At 34.6% G+C, this 23,871-nt stretch carries 13 protein-coding genes; 2 read left to right on the plus strand and 11 right to left on the minus strand.

The genetic code is table 11. The annotated features are described in order from the left end of the window. Window positions 1-281: 281 nt before the first annotated feature. The 9 genes from LPB88_RS19385 to LPB88_RS19425 all read right to left on the minus strand — a co-directional run bounded on the left by LPB88_RS19385 (window position 282) and on the right by LPB88_RS19425 (window position 19,063). Window positions 282-2,621 (minus strand): glycoside hydrolase N-terminal domain-containing protein, encoded by a 2,340-nt coding sequence (locus tag LPB88_RS19385; RefSeq protein ID WP_230717330.1) that lies wholly within the window; start codon window positions 2,619-2,621, stop codon window positions 282-284. 342 nt (window positions 2,622-2,963) lie between these two features. Continuing rightward, window positions 2,964-4,496, minus strand: coding sequence for a RagB/SusD family nutrient uptake outer membrane protein (locus LPB88_RS19390; protein ID WP_230717331.1), 1,533 nt, complete (start codon window positions 4,494-4,496; stop codon window positions 2,964-2,966). Window positions 4,497-4,521: 25 nt separating this feature from the next. Beyond that, on the minus strand, window positions 4,522-7,548 hold the full coding sequence (locus tag LPB88_RS19395; RefSeq protein WP_230717332.1) for a TonB-dependent receptor: 3,027 nt from the start codon (window positions 7,546-7,548) through the stop codon (window positions 4,522-4,524). A 754-nt stretch (window positions 7,549-8,302) separates the two neighbouring features. Next, window positions 8,303-9,895, minus strand: a complete 1,593-nt coding sequence (locus tag LPB88_RS19400) for a solute:sodium symporter family transporter (RefSeq protein ID WP_230717333.1) — start codon at window positions 9,893-9,895, stop codon at window positions 8,303-8,305. A gap of 3 nt (window positions 9,896-9,898) precedes the next feature. After that, window positions 9,899-10,915 (minus strand): GntR family transcriptional regulator, encoded by a 1,017-nt coding sequence (locus tag LPB88_RS19405; RefSeq protein WP_230717334.1) that lies wholly within the window; start codon window positions 10,913-10,915, stop codon window positions 9,899-9,901. 66 nt (window positions 10,916-10,981) lie between these two features. Continuing rightward, window positions 10,982-13,186, minus strand: coding sequence for an alpha-galactosidase (locus LPB88_RS19410; RefSeq protein WP_230717335.1), 2,205 nt, complete (start codon window positions 13,184-13,186; stop codon window positions 10,982-10,984). 19 nt (window positions 13,187-13,205) lie between these two features. Then, window positions 13,206-15,176 (minus strand): sialate O-acetylesterase, encoded by a 1,971-nt coding sequence (locus tag LPB88_RS19415; RefSeq protein WP_230717336.1) that lies wholly within the window; start codon window positions 15,174-15,176, stop codon window positions 13,206-13,208. 10 nt (window positions 15,177-15,186) lie between these two features. Further along, window positions 15,187-17,142 (minus strand): alpha-galactosidase, encoded by a 1,956-nt coding sequence (locus LPB88_RS19420; RefSeq protein WP_230717337.1) that lies wholly within the window; start codon window positions 17,140-17,142, stop codon window positions 15,187-15,189. Between the two features lie 475 nt (window positions 17,143-17,617). Further along, a complete protein-coding gene (locus tag LPB88_RS19425) occupies window positions 17,618-19,063 on the minus strand; it encodes a serine hydrolase domain-containing protein (RefSeq protein WP_230717338.1) in 1,446 nt (481 codons plus the stop codon). A 293-nt stretch (window positions 19,064-19,356) separates the two neighbouring features. Here LPB88_RS19425 and LPB88_RS19430 point away from each other — a divergent pair, with 293 nt between their 5' ends. Continuing rightward, complete coding sequence (locus tag LPB88_RS19430; RefSeq protein WP_230717339.1) at window positions 19,357-20,007, plus strand: VOC family protein; 651 nt, start codon at window positions 19,357-19,359, stop codon at window positions 20,005-20,007. Window positions 20,008-20,086: 79 nt separating this feature from the next. Beyond that, window positions 20,087-20,497 carry a tautomerase family protein gene (locus tag LPB88_RS19435; protein WP_230717340.1) on the plus strand — a complete coding sequence of 137 codons (411 nt, stop codon included), beginning with the start codon at window positions 20,087-20,089 and terminating at the stop codon, window positions 20,495-20,497. Between the two features lie 19 nt (window positions 20,498-20,516). Here the strand turns inward: LPB88_RS19435 and LPB88_RS19440 are convergent, their stop codons facing one another. Continuing rightward, entirely contained in the window at window positions 20,517-21,593 is a 1,077-nt protein-coding gene (locus LPB88_RS19440; RefSeq protein ID WP_230717341.1) for a BamA/TamA family outer membrane protein, read from the minus strand. A 153-nt stretch (window positions 21,594-21,746) separates the two neighbouring features. Then, window positions 21,747-23,741 (minus strand): heavy metal translocating P-type ATPase, encoded by a 1,995-nt coding sequence (locus tag LPB88_RS19445; RefSeq protein ID WP_230717342.1) that lies wholly within the window; start codon window positions 23,739-23,741, stop codon window positions 21,747-21,749. Window positions 23,742-23,871: the final 130 nt, after the last annotated feature.

Raw genomic sequence — 23,871 nt, forward strand, 5'->3', positions numbered from 1 at the left:
AAAGAGTCGAATATAAAAATAGGCTTTAGCCGAAATCTTAGCGTATTTCGGCTAAAGCCATATTGATGTTCATCCGTCCTGCAAGGTTTTCAAAACCTTGTAGGTTTAGCCAATATAGTTTAGTAGATGTGATCGACAATCATTGTCGAGCTACTTGCGGAGATTCCTCGTGCCTCGGAATGACAAATAAGATCGGATATTTTCAATCTCACAGTTTTACTTCTAATCTTATTATGCAATCTATAACTACAAGGTTTTGAAAACCTTGAAGGTATTGTAAACTATAATTTAGAAGATGTGATTTCTTTTAATTCTCCATTAACCTTAACTTTCACTTTGGTTGGTACAGGAGATAAAACTTCATACTTCGTTACTTTACCTTTTTCCCATTTGATATTTATGGTAAAATTTCCTTCGGCTTTCAGTCCTTTTACTTCACCTTCGTTTAACCAAACGTCTGGCATTGCAGGCAATAATTCAATAAATCCGGCATGACTTTGAATCAACATTTCGCCAATTCCGGCAGCTGCACCAAAATTTCCATCAATTTGAAAGGGTGGTCCTGCAGAAAGTAAATTTGGATAAACTCCTCCTCCTGCTCCATAATTGATGTTCGTTGCAAGTGTTGGTCTTAATATTGTTTTTAATAACCTATAGGCTTTGTTTCCTTCTTTCAAACGTGACCAAAACAACATTTTATAGGCGATTGACCAGCTTGGTCCGTCATCTCTTCTTACTTCAAGTGTTTTCTTGATTGCCTCTACAAGTTCAGGTTTGTTTTCAGGAGTTATTAAAGATCCTGGATATAATGCGTACAAATGCGATATGTGGCGGTGTTGTGGGTCTTCTTCTTTATACGGTTTTAACCATTCCATGATTCTTCCGTCAGGACCAACAACTCCAGGTGGCGGCAATAATTTTAATTGTTTTTCCAGTTCAATGCTTAAATCATTGTCTAAACCTAGTTTTTTAGAGGCTATTATCACGTTGTTAAACAATTCACGAATAATCTGATTATCGATTGTAGGTCCCATACAAACGTGAGAAGCCTCTCCGTTTGGTAATAAAAATGAATTCTCAGGTGATACAGATGGCGAAGTTACCAACCAACCCGTTTCTGGATCTTTCACCAACATACTTTTATAAAACTGAGCTGCTCCTTTTAATACCGGATAGATCTCAGCCAAATATGCCTGATCATTTGTGTATAAATAATGGCTCCATAAATTGTTACACAACCACCCCGATCCCGATTTTGTGATTCCCCATGAAGCACTTTCGCCAGGTTCTGTAAAACCCCAAACGTTAGTAATTACGTGCGCTACCCAACCATCTGCATTGTAATACGCTTTGGCCGTTTTTTCTCCGTTTGGTACCATTGCTTTAGTCAGATCTTTTAACGGAAGATTTAATTCTGATAAATTAGCTGTTTCCAGTGCCCAGTGATTCATTTGAACATTTACGTCTAAATGATAATCTGCGTTCCAAGGTGTTTGCACGTTATTTGCCCATAATCCTTGCAAGTTTGGTGGCAACAATCCTACTCTGGTGCTGCTGATACTTAAATAACGTCCGTATTGATAAAACAAAACCGGAAGTCCGGTATCTGCATCTGGTTCTTTTATAAAGGTATCTAAACGCTCATTTGTAGGTAATGCTTTTTTCGCAGTTTTTCCGAAATTTAATGTCACACGATTGAACAATTTTTGATAATTTTCAATGTGATTTTTCTTCTGATCCTGGTATTTCTTTTGCATTGCTGCATCCAAAATTTTATCTACTGAAGTTTCGAAATTTTTATCTTTATAATCTGTTCCTGCAGATATAAAAATCACGACTTCGGTTGCATTTTTTATTTCGATTGTATTATTTGTATACAAAGCATTACCATCTGTTATTTGAGCTTTTACTTTTGCTTTGTATTTCATTCCTTTTCCGTCAGTTCCGTTGTTTAACTGCCCTGTCATTACTAAAGAATTATCGGTGCCGTTTACGGTTTTAAAACGTTCCGGTCTGTCTAACTGAACAGTAAAATTTAGCTTTCCTTTTTTACTTGAAGTTAATTTGATAAAAGAGGCATCATCACCAAAACCTGCAAAATATTCACGTTTGTAAGTTACACCATCAATTGTAAATTGAGTCGCCGCAACTGCCGTTTGTATGTCTAAATTTCTGGTGTAATTAACGGGTTGAGATTTTGTTTTATAATCAAATTTTAGCGTTAAATCTCCCAAAATCTGATACGCTCCAAATGGCACATCAGCTCCATTTCCGCTTCCGGAACCAGCACCTTTGCAAATAAAATGTTCGTCAATCAATTTTTGGGCATCTTTGTTTTTATTAGCTAATAACAATTCTCTAATTTGTGGTAAAAAAGAATACGCTTGATAATTATTAGCATCTTGCGAAGACCCGCTCCATAAAGTGATTTCATTCAAAACTAATTTTTCGGTTGTCACTCCGCCATCCGGCATGATTCCTAAACGCCCGTTTCCTAATGGTAATGTTTCTTCCCATTGAGAAGCTGGTTTTGTATACCATATCTCTAATGGATTTGTTTGTGAATAGCCTAGTAAAGGCAATAATATAAAAAGCAGTGCTTTAAATTTTTTAATATTCATAATTCTCATTTTAAATTATTCTATATATTCTGCAAGGTTTCCAAAACCTTGTAGGTTTAAAATTATCTTGTAATGCGCAGCTATACACTAATAATTACAGGCAAAATCTGAGTTCCTGAAATAAAAATCACTGAACTTCATATTGCTATTTTATGGATTTACAACTTGTAAATAATTATATAAATGAATGCCATTTTGGAATAAGCTTTTTCTAACAGAAAACTCACTTAGTACTGTTATTGCCTAAACCAAAATGGCATTGCAAATCAAACCTGTGATCCAAACCAAATCACATGACCAAAAAAATTAAAAAAAATTACATTAAAACTATTTTTAAGGATATTAATAACCCGGATTTTGATCAGCATCGCTAATATCATCATTAAGCTTGATCTCTCCGATAGGAATAGGATAACGGTTATGAAATGCAGCAATTGTACCGTTTTGTTTTGCCCATTTGTTACGGGCACTTACTAATTCCACCAATTTTCCTGTACGAATAAGATCCATTCTTCTCCAGCCTTCAAATGCTAATTCACGCATACGTTCGTCAAGGATTCTATCTCTGAATTCTGTTTGAGAAAGTCCGCTCCAGTTCATTCCTGTTGGCAATGTTCCTCCAAAAGCTCTTGTACGAACTTGATTTACATATCCTTCGGCATCAGAAGTACTTCCTAATTCATTTAAACATTCTGCGTAGCAAAGCAACACATCTGAATAACGAATGTATGGTTTGTTTTTTCCTGAATTCCAGAACGATTGCTTTCCTTGTACACGAATATCTTCGTATTTTTTAATGTGTGGATCCAACTCATCACCACCAAAACCGGCAGGAAGTGATGGTTTAACTCCTTTATATGTAAAATCATAACGAATACTCGCGTCTTTACGTACATCACCTGCTTCCCATAATCCGCCATCAGCTTTATCTTTATAGCAGTACTGAGTAGGAAGTATAAGATCATAACCTCCAAAATAAGCATATTGGTCAATATTTGCCAAAACTCTTGAACCTGTTTGCCACTGTATCTGGTTATTATCAGGCCAGTTATTAGTATACTGCCATTCATATAAGGATTCTGAAGAATTGGCATGATCCGGACTAAAAATATCTGCGTAATTAGGCAGTAAACTATACTTCCCAGAAGTAATAACTGCTCCAAACCATTGCTTTGCTTTAGTATAATCACGGTATCCTGACGCTTCGGGAGCATATAGATATACTTTTCCTAAAAGTGCCTGAGCTACACCTTTTGCAGGAAATGCAGGATTGCTCTGTGTTACAGGAAGTTTTTCAACTGCTCTTTCTAAATCGGCAACTATATAAGAATAAACCAAAGCCAGAGGTTGACGTTTTAAACCAAATTCTGCCGATTTTGCTTTATCATTAATCGGTATTTCTCCCCAGTATTGTGTTAGTTCAAACATTAATGTTGCTCTTAAAAAACTAGCTTCTCCCATTAAAAGATCACGTTTTGTACTATCTTCTTCGGTATTGATTCCTAATGCTCTAATAGTTTGTGCAGCTACTTCAATTACTGGCCATCTGTCATTCCACAATTGTCCAATTGCCTGATTCTCCTGGCTTAGAAAACCATTGTACAAATCAAGTCCTGCCTGGTTTGCATCTCCGGTTACCTGCAAAGCTCCTTGTTGTGCTTCATCTGTACCAAGAGAAGTATAAAGTCCCGCACGGTCTTTTTGCATATTCCTCCAATTCGTTATAGCTCCCAAGAGAACAGGCTCTATTTTACCTAAACTGCCGTATGCCTGGGCAGCAGTAAGTGAACTTTTAGGCTCTTCCTCCAAAAAATCTGACGAACAGGAAGCTGATAATATTGCTAGCGCTATAAAGGCTATAATTTTTGCTTTCATAAAATAATTTTTTAAATTAATTTGATTAAAGAGATACATTTAATCCCATAACTAGCATTCTGGATATAGGATAAGAATCTCCTCCTTCAGGATCATACCCTTTATATTTAGTTACAATAAATAGATTAGATCCTGTTACATAAAACCTTACATTTTTAAGAAAAACACTTTCTGCAACCTTGTCTTGTAATGTATACGATAATGTAAGTGCATTTAATCTTAAGAATGAAGCATCTTGTATTGCCTTATCTGTCTCACCTAAAGTATATCTTCCTCCTCCATAATAGGCTCTTGGTACATCTGTATTGGTATTGGTAGGAGTCCAGCGATCCAAAAGATCTGTATGTGCTGCACTCATCCCTCCTGAGTTCATATAGCTTTCGTAGGTTGAACTTGGTCTCTTACCTCCTATTGAATATGAAAATACTGCATTTAATGCAAAACCTTTGTAATTAAGATCTGTAGAAAAACCTCCATAATAATCAGGATTCAAATCGCCAACCACATACCTGTCTTTATCGTTTATTACACCATCGCCATTGCGATCTTTAATTTTAATATCTCCAGCCTGAACAGTTCTACTTCCATAATTTACTCCACTAAGGTTTTCTCCCTGCTGTGCAATACCATCATAATCAAACACATAAACAGTGTTTACCGATTGGCCTAAGAAAAAGTTCCCCGTACGTTGGATCTCATTGTTACTATAACCACCCAAGTTATATATCTCTGTAGCATCTCCATAAAGTTTTGTAACCTTATTTTTTGCCGATGATATGTTGGCAGAAACATTCCATTTAAAATCTTTGTTTTTAATAATGTCTCCGCTAAGTTCTAATTCTATACCTTTATTAGTTGTAGAACCAATATTATCCAGCTTATATTTATACCCTGATGAAACCGGCATATTACGCAACATTAAAAGATCGTCATTATTTATATGAAAATAATTAGCACTTACAGTCAGCCTGTTATGAAAGAAACCAGTATCAAGTCCAACATTAAATTGTTTTTGTTTTTCCCATCTTAAATCAAAATTATCAATATAATTATCAGACACGTAAGTCCCTGAATTATTACTAACTTGTGCATTATATAAGGCAAAATACCTGTAAGCATCTACATTTTGATTACCCACCATACCATAACCTACACGAAACTTAAGCTGATTTAGTTTTTCAAATCCCGAAAGGAAATTTTCTTTAGCAACATCCCAACTTCCTGCTATAGAAGGAAAGGTACCCCATTTGTTATTAGGTCCAAATTTAGAAGAACCATCTCTTCTTATTGTTCCTGTAATATTATATTTACCATCATAAGTATAGTTAGCTCTTGCGAAATATGATTGGTTTGAATAATCTGTAAAATTCGAGCTTAATTGCGCATTATCTTTTTGATATGCACCTGATAATGCCATATAAGTCAAATCATCACTAACAAATCCACGAGCTCTTACATCAGTACTATTACCAGAATTACTCATTACAGAAAATCCTCCCATAACACTTACGTCATGTTTTAAAGCAAAAACTTTACTATAACTTACGGTATTATCCCACTGATAATTCAATTGTGAATATCTATAATGATGCGCTTCCCCATCCATAGAATTTCTAAGTGACTGTCCTGTATAACTTGGCACATAATCAAAATTTGCCTGATCTGTAACATCTACAGATAAAGTAGTTCTGATATCAAGTCCCTTTACCGGTTTTAGACTTAAAAAATTACTGCTTGTAAGTCTGTTACGTGTACTTGAATTTATGATATCAAGACTTTTTATCGGATTATAAAGATTCTGGTCAAACACTTCACCATATCGAAGATAAGTAGCTTTAGAATCTATAGGTAATAGTGGATTTGCTCCCAATGCCACACCAAAGGCACTACCCTCCTGATAATTGCTCTTGCTTCTTGAAAAAGTTGTATTGGTACCAAACTGCAGCCATGATTTTAAATCCTGCGTAAGGTTAATTTTTCCATTATATCTTTTAAAATCAGAGTTTTTAAGAAGTCCCTCTTGATTAACATAATTAAAACTTACAAAATAAGTCCCTTTTTCTCCGCCTCCGCTAAAACTTAGATTATGATTCGTTTGAAAACCTGAACGCGTTACCTGATCCAGCCAATTGTAACTTTTACCTGTTCTGTAAGATTCCAATTCATAAGGCGCAAATACAGTCGAACCATCTGACTTAATTTGATTAACATAAGCAGCACGATCAGCTCCGGGATTCTCATCCATATAACGATTCGCATAAGCATCAACCCTTAGATCAAATAATTGTTGGCCATTCATCAACGGTATAGTCCTTGCAAATTCAGATACACCTGTCCATGTATCATACTGTATTTTTGCTTCTCCTGATCTTGAACCTTTTTTTGTCGTAATTACTATTACTCCATTAGCAGCTCTTGAACCATATAATGCAGTAGCAGAAGCATCTTTAAGAACTTCCATACTTGCAATATCGTTAGGGTTAATGTTTTCAAAATTGCTATCAGTAACCAAACCATCTATTACAAATATTGGGTTACCGCCAAAGTTTAGAGAATTATTTCCTCTAATTCTTATTGAACCTGTTTGACCAGGTACAGCACTTTGTTGTACATATACACCTGAGGCACGCCCTTGTAACGCCTGCACTACATTTGGCGTAGGAACCTCTCTAAGCTTATCACCAGAAACACTACTTACAGCCCCTGTCAGATCTCCCTTTTTCATTGCAGCTCCAACTATTATAACTTCACTTAATTCCTGAGAGCTTGGTTTTAAAGAAGCATTTACAACCGGCTTATTGGCCGCAATACTTTGCGTATTAAATCCTATGAAACTAAATTCTAAAGTAGATCCAGTTTTAACATTTGCTAATTTGTAACTTCCGTCAATGTCAGTTACAGTTGAGTTCTGTGTACCCTTTACTACAACTGTAGCGCCAGGCAGTGGTAAATTTTCATTATCTGTAACTTTACCGGTGATGGTTTGGGAATAAAGTGTACCGGCGGACATCATAACTACTAAGAAGCATAAGTATCTTATTGCGATTCTCATAATGATTTGGTTTTTAGTTAATAAAATATTGAGTTGGTTTTTTTTATATTGAGCACTTAAAATACGAGAAAACGAATTGACTTATACTATACTATACTACAACACTACAAACATACAAATATTTTCATAACATCCAAATTATGTTTTAAGAATCTGTTATTTTTTTACGTGATTTATTTCGGCATTTGTATAAATAATAATACTTAAAAAAGAATAAGAGAAAAAAAGCAAAGAAAAAGTAAAGAAATCTCAGACAAAAATAAAGCACATGTGCCTTAAAAAAGAGAAAATAAGTACTTTATAGGGGTTTTTATAGTCCCGAATTTATTTTTAAGCTAACTCGCCATAAAAAAGAAAAAACAGAAATAAACAGAAGAATTATTAGTCAAATCATTCTTAATAAATCTTTTGAGGACGTTTTGTCACTTCGTCGGAGGAGAAATCACACGTGTAACTCGGCAAAGATTGGCGATTTTAGGGACGGAGTTTCTTGTGTGATTTCTCCTATGTCGAAATGGCAAGATTGTGGTTACTTTGCGTTTCAAGGGATTGAAATCCCTTGCTACAAAATAAATCATTCCTTCGGGATTTTATAAAGAGTTCCGAAGGGGCAACGAATATTGTAGGGATAGATTTCAATCCGTCCATCGCAATCAAAATCGATAATTATTTGAAAGAAAAAAAGACACACTGCTGTGCGCCTCTACGTTAAAACCTTTGTCCCTTTGAACCTCAGAACCTTTGAACCTTCCTCCTACGCTATCCCCCATTTCGAGAATAAAATAAAGATAGCCACCATTCCTATCAACAGCGCACCAAAATACCAATAACGGTTTTTCCATGGTGATAATTCAACAGATTCAAGTTTTATTTCGGTATACTTATAATTGGGATAAAACCTGGAAGCCACCAACATACATATTGTAGTAAAAACAAATAATAATGCCAACATGTGCAGGTAATGCAACTCAATTTCCAGAATATAATTAAAGATTACATAACTTAAAATAAAGAATATCATTCCGATTTTAGCTGCTTGTGGCGGAACTTTTTTGGAAACAAAACCAACCAGAATAATCGTAAAAATCGGCAAACAAAACATTCCAGCAAGCTGTTGCAAATACGTATAGAAACCAGCTTTGCTAAACATGATAAACGGAGCTGAAAACATGGCTAAAGCCGAAATAATTATTTCGAATTTACGTCCCGTATAAACCAGATGTTTCTCTGTAACTTCTTTATTTCTTTTTTCTAACCAAGGCTTATAAAGATTGAGCACAAACAATGTACTGCTACTATTCAAACCTGCATTAAATGTACTAATTGCCGCGCCCAGAACTACAGCAGCAGTAAGGCCAATCATAATTCCCGGCAAGGTATCTTTTACAACAAGAGGGAAAACTTCGGCAGTATTTTCAAGGTTTTTATACAAATGAACTCCAATCAATCCGGGAATATTAATAATAAAAGGACATAACAATTTCCCTAAACACGCCAATCCCATTCCTTTTTGACTGTGCGAAAGACTTTTTGCCGAAAGTGCCTGCTGTACAATAAACTGCTCCATTCCCCAATAGTACAGGTTCATGATAAACATTCCGGTAAAAATAGTACTTAACGGTATTTCATCTTTTGGTCCTCCAATAGCGTTTAAATGTTCTTTATTCTGCGAAAGCATAATATGCAAACCTTGTGACCAATCGCCATGACCTAAGAATTTGAATCCAAAATAAGGAAAAGCAATCCCAATGGTCAATAATCCGATACTTAAAATGGTGTCGCTTATAGATATCGCACGTAAACCTCCAAGTACAGAATAAGCGCAACCTGTTAAGCCTATCACCCAAACCATAATCCAGATATTTTGCCAATACGTTAATTGCAAAGGCAATAAAAAGTTGAACATTCCGGTAAGGGCAACCGCGCCACCGTATAAAACTGCGGGAAGTAAATTAACAATATAACTGCATAGAAATACAATTGAAACCAATCTTTTGGTCGATTGATCGTAGCGTTTTCCTAAATAATCCGGAATTGTCATCGCTCCGGTACGAAAATAAATAGGCAAAAAATACTCTGCAACTAATAACATTGCCAGCACAGAACTCACGCCCCACGCTATAACGCTCATGTTATTGGTATAAATAGATTCGTTTTCGCCTATAAATTGATTCGCACTTATATTGCTTAACAACAATGCTCCTCCAACGATGAAAAAGTTATTGTTGTGATCTGCAAAAAAAAGTCCATCTGTGGTTTGTACCTTCTTTTTACGCGTTTTTATTGCTGAAATAAAGGCAATCAGACCTGTAATTAGTAAAAAACTAACAATGGACAATACACTCATAAACTACAACGAATTTCGATCCACAAGAACTGTTGGAATAATCTCTTGAATCTTTTTACGATTCAGGACAAAATTTGCCGCTTTTTTTCCCATTTCAGAGAAATCCGTAGAGAATGTAGTAACCCCGTCAAAAATGATCTCTTTTACGATATCATCATTATGCGAAATAAACCCAATATCTGTACCGATTTTAAGGCCTTTTACTTTAGAATCTTTCAGCATTTCCCAAAGTTCAAGGTTGTGAATCGTGAAATATACTTTTCCTTTTTCAAGAGATCCTGAAACGTATTCTTCTTTAATTACACCTTTGATATTATAATCTTTCATGAATCTTTTAAACGAATTTAAAATTTCATCAGGTTCAGCAGACGATGGTTTAAAGAAGAAAATAATCTCGTCGTATTTCTTAATTTTATCTTTTAGCTGTACAAAAGCGTTGTATGACGAATCGCCAAACTCTTGTGCAACATAATTGTAATCTTCATCTGTTTCTATGTAACGATCCACAAGCAAAACCCTGTTAGTTGGCAATTGTTTTAAAACTGCTGGAGTTTTTGGGCTCGGGATCGGAGCGATAACAAACATTCCGTATTTTCCCTTCATATTTTGAACAATACTCTCGAATGTATCAAAATTATTATGGTGAAAAAAGATATCCAACTGAACATTTTTTCCAAGACCTTTTCTGAAATTTTCATAAAATGTTTCCTGAAAAATATCAAATGCAAATATTAGTAAAGCTACTTTTAGCTCTTGTTTAACATCATTTGTTGCCACAAAATAGCCCAGTCGATTTTTAGATTCGATGATTCCTCTGTGTACAAGTTCTTTATATGCCTTGGCAATTGTTTCTCTGGCAAAACCTAATTCGCTTATAAAAGTATTTACCGATGGAAGTAAATCACCTTTTGTGACTACCTTTTCATCAATGGCATTAATTATTCCTTGAACCAATTGCTCATGTTTAGAGAAGGAATTTATAGATTCAAGATTTTTTATCTGTTGAATAATTTGCTTCATAAAACGTTATAATAGGTATTTAATTAGAAATATATTACAAATATATACTAATGTTCGAGATTTAGTTTAGGCCTTAGTAATTTTTAAAACAACACTGCTATTTGATGAATTCACATTTGGGTTAATTCCAACCTGCATTAAAAAATCACCTGAGTATGTTACCGTTTCTACTGCTGCTTTTTTATCCGGATAAATGTTGATTTCTTCTACTTTATAGTTTTGCCCCGCTTGTAATCCTTTTAATTTTATAGGAAGATGTGTTCCTGCTTCATATCTTGAATTTACCAAATAGTTGAAAACTACCGCTTCGTTACCATTTTTATTCACAAACATTACAGAAGCTGCATCATTACCCCAAGGATTTTGCAAACGATATTGATCTCCTTGCCAGATTGTATTGCTCAAAGAACCGTAGTTTTTTATGGCTTGTTGTGCATAAGCCAAGTCTTTCTCGTTAAGATCTTTAACTACAATATCAAAACCTAATCTACCCATCATGGCAACATCAGTTCGGTATTTAATAAGCTGTTTTCCCCAATCTGTAACATGCGCCGCAATCGTCAAAGCAGGATAAAAATACGAGTATTCCCATTGCATATATACACGTTCTAACGGATCTGTATTATCACTTGGCCAGAATTCTGTAAAATATTTCAATGCCGCATAATCTACTCTACCGCCACCGCCAGAGCAAAGCATCATTGGCACTTTTGGATATTTTACACGAATACGTTCCAGAACTTTATAAAGTCCGTTTACATAATCTGTATAGAAATTATTCTGTTTGTCTTTTAAATTAGAAGAATAAGCATTGTAAATCACTGCATTACAATCCCATTTGATATAAGCCAATTCTGGATTTTCAGTAAAAAGATTGTCTACAACTCCGTAAACAAAATCCTGAACTTTTGGGTTTGATAAATCTAAAACCAATTGATTACGGAAATAATGCTCCGCTCTTCCTGGTTGTTTTACAATCCATTCCGGATGTTTTTTATACAAATCACTCGCTGGATTTACCATTTCAGGTTCAATCCAGATTCCGAATTTTACCTGATTGTCTTTTGCCGTTTTCACTAAAGTTCCAATTCCGTTTGGTAACTTCTTTTTATTGACATCCCAATCGCCAAGAGCCGCGTCGTCGTTGTTACGAGGATAATTGTTTCCGAACCATCCGTCATCCAATAAAAACATATCTACACCTAGTTTTTTACTATCGGCGATAAGCACTTTTAGTTTGTTTTCGTCAAAATTAAAATAAGTCGCTTCCCAGTTGTTTAGCAAAGTCATACGACTACCTTTTCCTTCTAATATTTTGTAATTTCTTGACCAATCGTGCAAATTACGGCTTGCATTTCCTTTTCCTTTTGAGGATAAAGTGTACCAAAATTTAGGCGTTGTAAATACTTCGTTTTTAGGCAAAGAATAATTTGCCGCAGCATTGTTAATCCCCGAAATAACACGAAGGTTATTTAAAGGATCTAATTCTAAATCTGTTCTGAAATTTCCTGACCATTCTAATCCAGCAAACAAAACTTTTCCTTCGTCTTCAGTAGATGGTTTGTCCAGAGAAACCATAAATACAGATGGCTGAAATAAGTTGGCACGAGAACCTAATTTAGTATCTAAAACTTTAATTCCATGTGTCAGTTTTGTTTCTTCAGGCTGCATTTCTTTTGCCCAATCACCATGATATTGGTTTAGGTAAAAATTGCTGTATCCTTTTAAATATAAATTTGCCGAAGCGTATTTGTTCAACGTAATATTTGCTTTTTCGCTATGCTGAATTGTTGTCCATTGTTCGATCACATCAGTATCATAATACGCCTGAATAAACATATGAACTTCAACCGGATATACAGGATCTTTAAGGGTAATTTCGGTTTGAGAAATTCCTGTACTTATCGTTGATGTTTTATGCGTTACATATAATAAATCCAATGACATATTTCCGTCAGCGTGTGTTACGGCAATTGCAGGTTCTAACAAATTTTTAGATCCAGATGGCGTATAAGCTGCGTTGTAAATCCCCGAATAATCTGTTCCCTGACGAAACTGACCTTGAATTTTTACATACTCAAAATCGTTTGCCAGTTTTTCTCCTAAATAAATGGTGTTCAATTCTTTCCCCGGAGTTACCTGCAAAACAAGTGCATTACTTTTTGTTTTTACCGAGATAATTTGTTGCGCCGTTATTGTGCTGCAATAACTCGTCAGAATAAAAAATGCGATCGTAAAAGACTGCCTTAATGATATAAATTGTTTTTTCATTTTATTATATGTTATTTTCTTATTTCTTTTCTTGTGTAATTCCCGCCCAATTATCTGTTCTAAAAGATGATGCAGCCAAGCCTGATGCGTTTGTTAAATTTCCATCAGGATTATCAGCCCAATTGTAGCGAACTGCAACGGGATTTGGAACTTCCTGAGCGTAAACTTCGACTTTGCCATTTACTATTTTTGCCATTGCCCAATAAAACTTCTTGTCAGCTCCAGCAATCGAAAATCCTTTTAATTCGCTGTTTTTGGCTTTGATATTCTCCTTAAAATCAAAATCGATGGTAGCAATATTTCCTTCTATTTTATACGATTTATAAAGCGGTCCTGAATAATCGATTTTAGTATTATAAACTTTTGCCAAAGCTATATTTGCCAATCGCCCTCCAACATCTTGTTTGTTTTTTGGGTGAATATCTTCCCCATTTCCAATATCAGTTGTAACAGCCATTCCTGTATTTGGTAATTTCAAAGCCATGAATTGTGCTTCACGCAACTCTGCCCAATCAGATGCTGCAGGTTGTTGTTTTCGTTCTTTATAATTTGCCAATTGAACAAAGAAAAATGGCAAATTTTTATCTTTAAATTTTGCTCTCCAATCGTTTATCAACAACGGAAATAAGGTTTGATATTGGTGTGCTCTTTCAGCATTATTTTCGCCCTGATACCAGATAACACCTTTTATTTTATAATCTAACAAAGGCGCAATCATCGCATTATAAATCGCACTTGGTCTGTTTTGTCCTTGTGCCAAATAAGGTTTTACAGGTAAATCTTTACTGTCAACACCAATAGTATATTTCCAATTTCCGGCTAATAAAATACTTTCTTTTCCAGATTTCAATGAGAAGTTTTCTTCACCATAAACACCGCCATTTCCTGCACCGTCAAAAACTCTGATTGTAATTGTGTTTTCTCCTTTTTTTAGGTATTTTGAAGGAATTGTATAATGACGTTCTACATTATAGCCTTTGGTTTCACCAATATAATTGCCATTAATCCAAATCATATCATCATCATCTGCAAAATAACTTAGACTAAAGTCTACACTATTATCTGAGATTGTAAACTTTTTTCTAAACCAGACTACTCCATCAAAATTGCCTAATCCGTTACTATCAAAAAACGATGGTAATTTCATTGTTTTCCATGAAGAATCATCAAAATTGGGTGTTGCCCAAATCACTTTTCCGGTCTCAAATCCTTCATCAGAACCTGCTACTTTCATTTCCCAATTTGCCAGATCAACATTGTATTTTTGTAATAACGCTGCTGCATCCGTTTCTGATTTCATCGCCTGAATTTCAGTATCAAAATCATGAATTGTGGTTAACGCTCCAGAACTTGTCCAGGCTTCAATTGATGTTCCTCCCCATGAAGAATGAATTAAACCTATTGGAATCTTCTTTTCGTTGTAAATCTTTCTGGCAAAAAAATACGCCGTTGCACTAAAATCAGCAATCGTTTTTGGGCTGCAAACATTCCATCCGTCGTGTTGTACTTTTAAGGTATTTAATGGTAAAGTACTCTCTATATGTTCAGCCTGTAATAATCGTATTTGAGGATAATTAGCGTTTTCTATTTCTTCCTTATAATTATTGATTTTCCCCCAACCTTCAAGAGGCATTTCCATATTACTTTGTCCGGAACACAACCAAACTTCCCCAATTAAAACATTATTTAGCGTTTTAGTTGTTCCGTCATTTATCGTAATTGTATAAGGTCCTCCGTAAACGGGAGTTTTTAAAACCACATTCCATTTGCCATTTGCAACATTGGTTTTGTATGTTTTTTTATCCCAAGATGTAATTATTTCAATAGATTTTCTGTCGCTTTCTCCCCAAAACGGAACTGCGCTTTTTTGCTGCAAAACCATATTATCAGTAAAGAAAGAAGGCAATGATACTGTAGCATGAACGCTATTTGACGATAAAATAAACAAGGTAAATAATAGAATCGTCTTCTTAAAAAAGTGTTTTTTCATATTACCTCAATTAACGATTTACGATTTTATACAAATGAGCATCTTTTGCACCAAGTGTAACATTTATAGTATTGTTTTTTACCTCTGTATTTTCAGAAGTAAAAAGATTCTGCAGTTTATAGTTACCATTTTTTACGCCTAATCTTTCTAGTGGAAGTGCGTAATTTTTGCTTGAAACACCATAATTTAAAACTGCAACGTACCAATCATTTCCTATTTTTTGTTCGAAAACTTCGGTCGTTAATTTTCCTGTATTTCCTTCTACCGGACGAAAAGCCACGCCGTGTGAAACAATTTGAAGCAATTCTTTATTCTGAAGCCATTCTTTTGCACGTTTGCTCCAGATTCCGTCTTTGCTATAATCGTCACCCGTAATCAATGTTCCGGTAATTACTGCCGAGATTAATCTTGCACGATTTTCGCCTTCCGTAACATCGGCAAAAACCACGTGATCTGCATCAATATAATTGTAAGCATACGTTTGCCACCAACCATAATTGACACTATTTAAGGTATATTGAGTTTGTTCGATTGTTTTCCAGGCATCGCACGCAATACGACGAACGTGTGCATAACGTGATGTTGCTATATTTGGAGAAATCGCCGCATAGATTAACATTTGTCCGTCAAGTGCATTCACTAAATGCTCCATTCCAACTTTGTAAGCCTGCATTCCCGTAGTAACATTTTTGTCATAAAACGAAGTAGATTCCGCAGCAGCGTGAACTAAAAAGTCGATTTTAATCATTTTAAAACCACACGCTTTTAGCTTATTAATCACATAATCCACACGCTTAAGCGTTCCCGGATGTGTAGGATCGATAGCGCGAGCACCGTCAAAATCAAAATAAGTATTTCCGGTTTTCGTCCACATTTCACCAAACGTATAATCACTTCCTTCAGCTTTGCGATTTGGACCATCTTTCCAGCCCCAATCTGTAAACGGTGCCCAATAAGCGCCCGGTTCAAGACCTCTGCTTTTGCAATAATCTGCGAATTCTTTTAGTTTGCTAAAATCTCCCGTAAAACCACCTTTAACCATATTATCCCAAAAAGAATCGAGATCGATAAAAGCGGTATTTCCAACACGAAATTGCGGAACTGAATTAGCAAAGAAATCAGCCACTTTGGTCGTATTATCATAATTTATTTTTCCCATCAAAACACCCCAACTGTTCCAGCCAACCGGAGTTGGTTTATCCCAATTAAAAACAAAAGGCTTTTCTACAACACGATTTGTTTTGGCATATTCTTCCATTCCGTTTCTCCAATCTGAGTAATATCCAATAAAGAATTTCGGAGACAAAACCTTATCCCCTTTTACAAGACCGTGCGCAATACTATCACGTGTTACTTCTTTTTCTGAATATCCCGCCCAAGCCGAAAATAAAGGTTGTTTGTTTTTATTGATGGTTTTTACAGCACTTTTCCAAACGGTGTGTTCAAGCGAACCTATTATAAAACCATTTCTCGATGTATTATTAAAAAGGATTCCAACTTCTGCACTTGTGTTCTGGGAAATGGTATCTAATTTTTTTGAATTGTAACTTATAAAAGCATCATTATCATAAGGAACAAAAACGGTTTGTAGATTTTCTATTTTGTCAAAACCAACTTTTCCTAAATCTAAAGGCGAAATGTAATTGGTTGCGATTTGTTTTCCGTTGCCTAAAATTTCAATTTGAGTTATAAAATAGTCCTTATTATTATAAGTTATAAAACTTTGGATTAGCGTTGGATTGTTTTTCTCTTTATAGGTAAGCGTATATTTTAAACCTTTTCCTAAATTATCATTAATCGTTTCTTTTGATAAAACAGCAGCCGGATAATCAGTAACCGAGATTGTTTTACCATTTACAACAACCGAAGCTTTTGCACCAGAAAAAATATTTTTTCCAGATTGACTTACTGCAATTGTTTTTTGTTGAACATCATAAGTAATAATTCCGCTTTTACCAAAAGTCATCTTGATGCTGTTTTGGGCTTTCGCCGAATTGCAAAAAGTGACCATAAATAAAATCGATAAAAACATGTTTTTTAATAGAAAAAGATGCTGCTTCATTAAATAAAAGATTATTATACTATTCTATACTACAATGATACAAATTAAAATTTATTTACCAATAGTTAAACTAAAAATTTTTAATTATTGAAGGCTTTTTCATCCTATAAGGAATATAAGTTCCTATGAAAGTTTGAAAAAAGTAGAATTTCAGTTGAAAAACAGAACTCTTGTCCCTGAACATTTCCACGTTACAGAGGCTAAACTTTTGCACATCATCAATCTATCAGAAGAAAACTAAATACTAAGGATTTGAATAACTAAATGTTGCAGTGCATTACAAATTTCTTAACTGTCGTTATACTAATTTAAAAGCCTATCTCAAATAAATGAAATAGGCCTTTTTATTAAAAAATTATCTCTAACTTTTCATTTTACTTTATTTTGAAAGCTCCTTTAGCTCTTTTATCTTCTTACTTATTCTAGTTTGGTATCCCGGATCTGTATTTAATTCCACTGCTTTGGTATAACTCACTATAGCATTTTTTATATCTTTATTTACTTCATAAGCTTCTCCTAAACTGTCATAAACATTACTCGATTTAGGAAATTCTTTGGCATTTAAGCTAAACACCGAAACTGCTTCAGGTACTTTTTTATCCACATATAAAAGCATATATCCAATTCTATTGAGATGTTCTTCAAAATTAACATTTGAATACTTTGGATCTTTTCTTAAAGTTGCAAAAGTGTTTTTAAAGCCTGAAACGTTTTCCTGTGCGCTTTTCATTAGAGTTTCATAGGCAACAAAACCATAGTCTATAATATCATTATCAACAAGATAGGCGATATGATTAACAATATCTTCGACATTAACATCACTTCCTATGCCATTTGCCAGAAATATAATACTCAGATTGTCCTTTGGGAAATTTCTATAGGCAGCTCTTCTTCCTCCCGAAAAACCGTATGATTTATGTTCGTTTATAACACGTTCATCCCAGCCATAAGTAAATTTGTAATCTGTTTTGCTGTACGGAAATAACTCCCACATTGTCTTTTTAGTTTTCTCATTAATGAGTTTATTTTGATTGAATTTACTGTCCCATTGTATAAATTCATCCATTGTAATATTAATACCATTGCAACTGTTTAAGTAACTTTTGTTATTTGAAAGTCCTATTTGCATATTACCACCAGAAAAATTATTGTACGGTGTAACCCTATTCAAAATAATATCTCTCGAATCTGTAGAGAAAAAAACATTCGTATTGGCCGTTTGATTTCCAAACTGATTTCCAATTATAAACATTTCGATATCTTGTTTGCTTATGGTTTCAATAATTTTCTGAAGCAGCCAAAAATTGGTTTGATTGTATTCGTATTTTGAACCTTTCTCAAATTGAATGGCATCAGCAAATACTTTTTCTTTAGCTTCATTTTCTGGCAATTGTTCGTAATTTACGATATCCGGAAGTCCGGAAGAATGTGTAACTAAATGTTTAACTTGAACAGAATTCCAGGTTGAGGGTAAATCCGGAAGGTATTTTGAAATTGGATCTTCTAATGCTAATTTATTTTGCTCAATTAATTGAAAAATTCCTGTAACAATCATAGTTTTTGTTAGCGAATAAATTCTAAAAATAGATTTATTAGATACTGGAACATCAAACTCAATATTTGCTTTTCCGTAATTATTTCTGTGGATAATTTTATCGTTTTTAATTACTGCAACAGCAATTCCAGGCATATTATATTTACCAACAACCTCAGCTAAATACTGATCAATTTGTGTATTTGGATTCTGCGTTGTTTTTGCTTTTTCTTGTCCTGTTACGACCGTAAAGGATAATATGGCAGCAAGCGAAATAAATAGTTTTAGCATAATAAATTTGTTTTTCGGTTAAAGGTTTTTTCTTTTTTATCTTTTATAACAATTACATTTTATAATTAGCAAAATCTATTCATAATATATAAAATTGTCGCTTTTTGTCTCTAAAATTGTATAAATATAACCGAATTTTTTCATTGAAAAGCTTATACGCAAAACTTCTCTATAATAATTTCTTATTCTTTCATTGAAGTATAAAATCGCTAGTCAATCAGAATACTGTGGGCATTTTTTAAATTTGTTTGAGACCAAATGAAGCTTTTGCCTCTTTATAAAATACCACAATTATGAAATTAGAACACATACAGATTCAAAGCAACAATATTCTGGAAACCGCTGCATTTTATAAAGATACTCTGGAACTCCCAATTATAGAAAAAACTTCACAAACCGTTACCATTAAAGCGGGGGATTCAATCTTAAAGTTCATCGAAAATCCTGATTTCAATTCTATCTATCATTTTGCTTTTAATATTCCTGAGAACAAACTTGAGGAAGCGATCAATTGGTGCAAAAACAAAATAGATTTACTAATTATTGAAGATCAACGCATCATTGCCAATTTTGAAACCTGGAATGCCAATGCCGTTTATTTTTACGACAACAATGGTAATTTATTAGAGTTTATTGCCAGACATGATCTTGATAATTTGCAAATAAAAGAATTCAGTTCTAAATCAATTTTATGCATTAGCGAAATTGGAATTGTTGATGAAAATCCAATGGAATTAGGAGAGCAATTAATAGAAGATCATGATCTTGCTTTTTTTTCTAAAAACTTTAACAGCGAAAATTTTGCTGCTATTGGTGATGACGAAGGTTTACTGATTATTGTAAAACCGTATCGAAATTGGTATCCAACCCAAACACCTTCTAAAAGGAATAAAACAGATATTGGATTGGAAAATAACGGAATCAAAATTGAATTAAATTTTTAGTGTTAATTCTAATTTCTCAAAACTTAATATTTCCTATTTTTATAGAAAATCTTTTTACCACTAAATAAAACTCCAAAAAATGCCATTTGTCCGAATCAGTTTACCGAAAAAGCTTTCGCTGGAAACCAAAAACAATATTTCAGCAGCGATACATCAATCTTTAATAGAAGAATTTAATATCCCTACAGCTGATTATTTTCATGTAATTGAAGAATTGGAAACGCATCAAATAAAATATCCTGAAAGTTATCTTGGAGTGTCACATTCTGAAGAAATTGTTTATGTTCAGATTATTGCAGGACAAGGAAGAACTTTGGATCAAAAAAGAAAATTATACAATCAAATTGCTACCAGAATTTCGACGGCAACAGAAATCCTGATCAATAATGTTATCATTGTTTTATTAGAAAATAATGGTCTTGAAAACTGGTCTTTTGGTAATGGTGAAATTCAGGAATCTACACATTTAAAAGAATTACAATCTAAATAAACTTTTAGGTTGTAATTCATTAAAAAGCTTCCCCAATACGGAAGTAAATTCCCCAGTCTCCTTTCCCAACGGCGCCATCAAGTCCAATATTAAATTTTTCCTTCTTAAAGGCTCTGTAGCGATAGCCTACGCCCGCTCCCGGATATAATTTCCAGTTAAAACTAGTTGTATCAGATCCGTAAATCGTGGCTACGCCGGCAAAACCAACAACGCCCATTCTTTTACCAAAATTGTATCGATACTCGCCTTGCAAATCTATAAGTCCGTCGCCACGATATTTCCCTTCAGAATACCCTCGGATATCTTCACTACCAATAGTTACCTGCTGTTCGAAAGCAATATTCCCTAATCCGAATTTGCCAGCAAAACGAGCCGCTAATACATCAGTTCCGTTTCGCATTGGAAAATATTTGTTGTATTCTGAGAGAATTTTATTGGCGCTCACATCATTTCCAAACCATGTAGGATAGGTAAGCCATCGTATTCTTATTTTATCGCCTTTGGTTGGGTAGTAAACGGCATCCCGAGTATCATATAGCGTAATTAACTGCAAACCATTTGTGTGCGTTATAGATGACGGTTCTATATTATCCTGATAATTGGTATTGTAATGCGCATAAGAATAGCCTAAACCAGCGTACAAACCTTTTATTATTTTGCGTTGTACACTAAAGTTTACTATAGTCATTTTAGTACCATAATCGTAAAAATCTGAGGCATTAAGATCATCTACATAAAACTGTGCGTTTTTATTACCTGTCATCAGGAAAGCTTGTATGCGCCATTTATCCTCATCAAAATACCATTTGTTGAATGAGGATACAAAATAAGATTTGTTGGTAGTATAAATTGCCGAAATACCGGATAATGATTTAGGAGAAATAGTATCGGCTTTATTCAGTCTATACATCATCATGGGGATTGCTCCAAACATAAAATCCAGAGTTCTATTGTAACTAAGATAAGGCATTACATTAAAATCAATATTCTTGGTTTTTGGCTTTGCTGTCTGGGTACTGTCGGCAGGTTTTGTCTGCGCCCAAGCCGTCGAACAACTTAAAAACAATAGCATTAACACGAAAAGTACTTTCTTCATAATTTTGTTTTTGATGTATAAACAAAACTAATACTTCACTTAAGAACAATGCTTTAATTTTACAAATCTTGAGTTTCATCTTATAAAATGAAACCAGCTTTATCCTTTTATTTACTGTCTAAATAAAAATCGCCGCGAAATTGCGGCGATTACCTAAAACTTCATCTTTTGAATCCTAACGGCATTTAGTATTGCCAAAAGTGCTACTCCAACATCGGCAAAAACGGCTTCCCACATCGTTGCAAGTCCACCTGCGCCCAGAATTAGTACAAATGCTTTGACTACAAATGCCATAGTAATATTTTGCCAGACTATCTTTTTAGTTTGTTTCCCAATGTTTATCGCCATTGGGATTTTACTTGGTTTATCGTCCTGAATTACAATATCGGCAGTTTCGATTGTGGCGTCGCTTCCTAAACCTCCCATCGCAATCCCAACCGTGCTTAAAGCGATAACCGGAGCATCATTTACACCATCGCCCACAAAAGCTACGGTTTCGTTTTTGGCTTTGATCTCGTTCAGTTTATTGACTTTATCCTCTGGCAATAAATCTCCAAAAGCATTTGAAATTCCTAGTTTATTGGCAACAAATTGCACCACATTGGTTTTATCACCGCTTAACATAGTTACTTTAACGCCTAATGCTTTTAGTTTGTTTACCGTTTCCTGTGCATCGACTTTAATTTCGTCAGCAATAGTCAGATATCCTGCAAACTTTTTATCGTAAGCAATAGCAATTGTAGTGTACACTACTGCATTTTGATCAACATTATAAGCAATATTAAATTTATCCATTAGTTTGAAATTCCCAACATGCAATTCTTTTCCGTCAATTTCGGCTTTTAATCCGTGTCCGGAGATTTCCTCTACATTTTTCAGTTTTATCGAAGCATCAATTGGCCCCACATGATTGTGAATCGCCGTCGCCACCGGATGTGTACTCTGACTTTCGAGAACATTTACCAGTTTCAGGATTTCTTCTTTATCAAAATTATCCTGAATAATAACTTCCTGAACTTTAAAAACGCCTTCGGTCATTGTTCCGGTTTTGTCCATCACAACATTCTGAATCGTTGAAATACTGTCCAAAAAGTTACTTCCTTTAAAGAGGATTCCGTTTTTACTCGCAGCGCCGATTCCGCCAAAATAACCCAACGGAATACTAATCACCAAAGCGCAAGGACAAGAAATTACAAGGAAAACCAGAGCTCGATACAACCAATCACTAAATACGTAATTGTCTACAAAAAGCATTGGCAGCAAGCAAATCGCAATCGCCAGATAAACTACGATTGGGGTATAAATCTTGGCAAATTTCCGAATAAACAATTCCGCAGGAGCTTTTTTAGTCGTAGCATTCTGAACCATTTCCAGAATTTTAGAAAGCTTACTATCATTATAAGCCGTCGTTACTTTCACTAATGCAATTGTGTTGCTATTAATCATTCCGGCCAAAACAACTTCGCCTTTTACTTTAGTATCAGGCTTACTTTCTCCCGTAAGTGCCGCAGTATTAAATGAAGCAGTATCTGATACTAATTCTCCATCTAAACCTAGTTTTTCTCCCGCTTTAAGCTGAATTATTGATCCTATTTTAGTATCAACAGCTTTAATTTTTGTTGTAACATTATTCTCTAAAATATTTACCTCATCCGGTCTTTGGTCTAATAAGCTTTTGATATTTGATTTTGCCCTGCTTACTGCCAATCCCTGAAAGTTTTCTCCAATGGTATAAAACAACATTACAGCAACTCCTTCAGGAAATTCACCAATTGCAAATGCGCCAATTGTAGCAATACACATCAGAAAAAACTCTGAATATACATCGCCTTTCCTAATGCTTTCATAAGCTTCTTTGAGCACGGGAAGTCCAACAGGCAAATAAGCCACAACGTACCAGGCAATTCTAACATAACCTGAAAACCAGGTTTGCGGAAAATAATTATCTAAACCAATCCCAATAAGCAATAAAACAAATGAAATTATAGCCGGGACAAACATTTGAAACAAACCGCCTTCTGTACCGTGTTCGTGATCATGATCGTGTCCGTCATTGTCAGTATGGCTATGATCTTCGTGGGCTGAGCAACATCCTGATTGGTTGATTTTCTTTTTAATTACTTTTTCTTCTATATGTTGATGTTCCATAGGAAATTCTCAGATTGAAATTTTATTTAAATATGTTCTAAATTTAAGGATTTTGTCGCAATTGTTTCTATGTAAAATTATTTAATCTCGTAAAGTCGCAGAGTCGCAAAGTTTTTATTGCGTTATGCTT

The organism is Flavobacterium sp. JAS (assembly GCF_020991455.1).
Lineage (GTDB): Bacteria > Bacteroidota > Bacteroidia > Flavobacteriales > Flavobacteriaceae > Flavobacterium.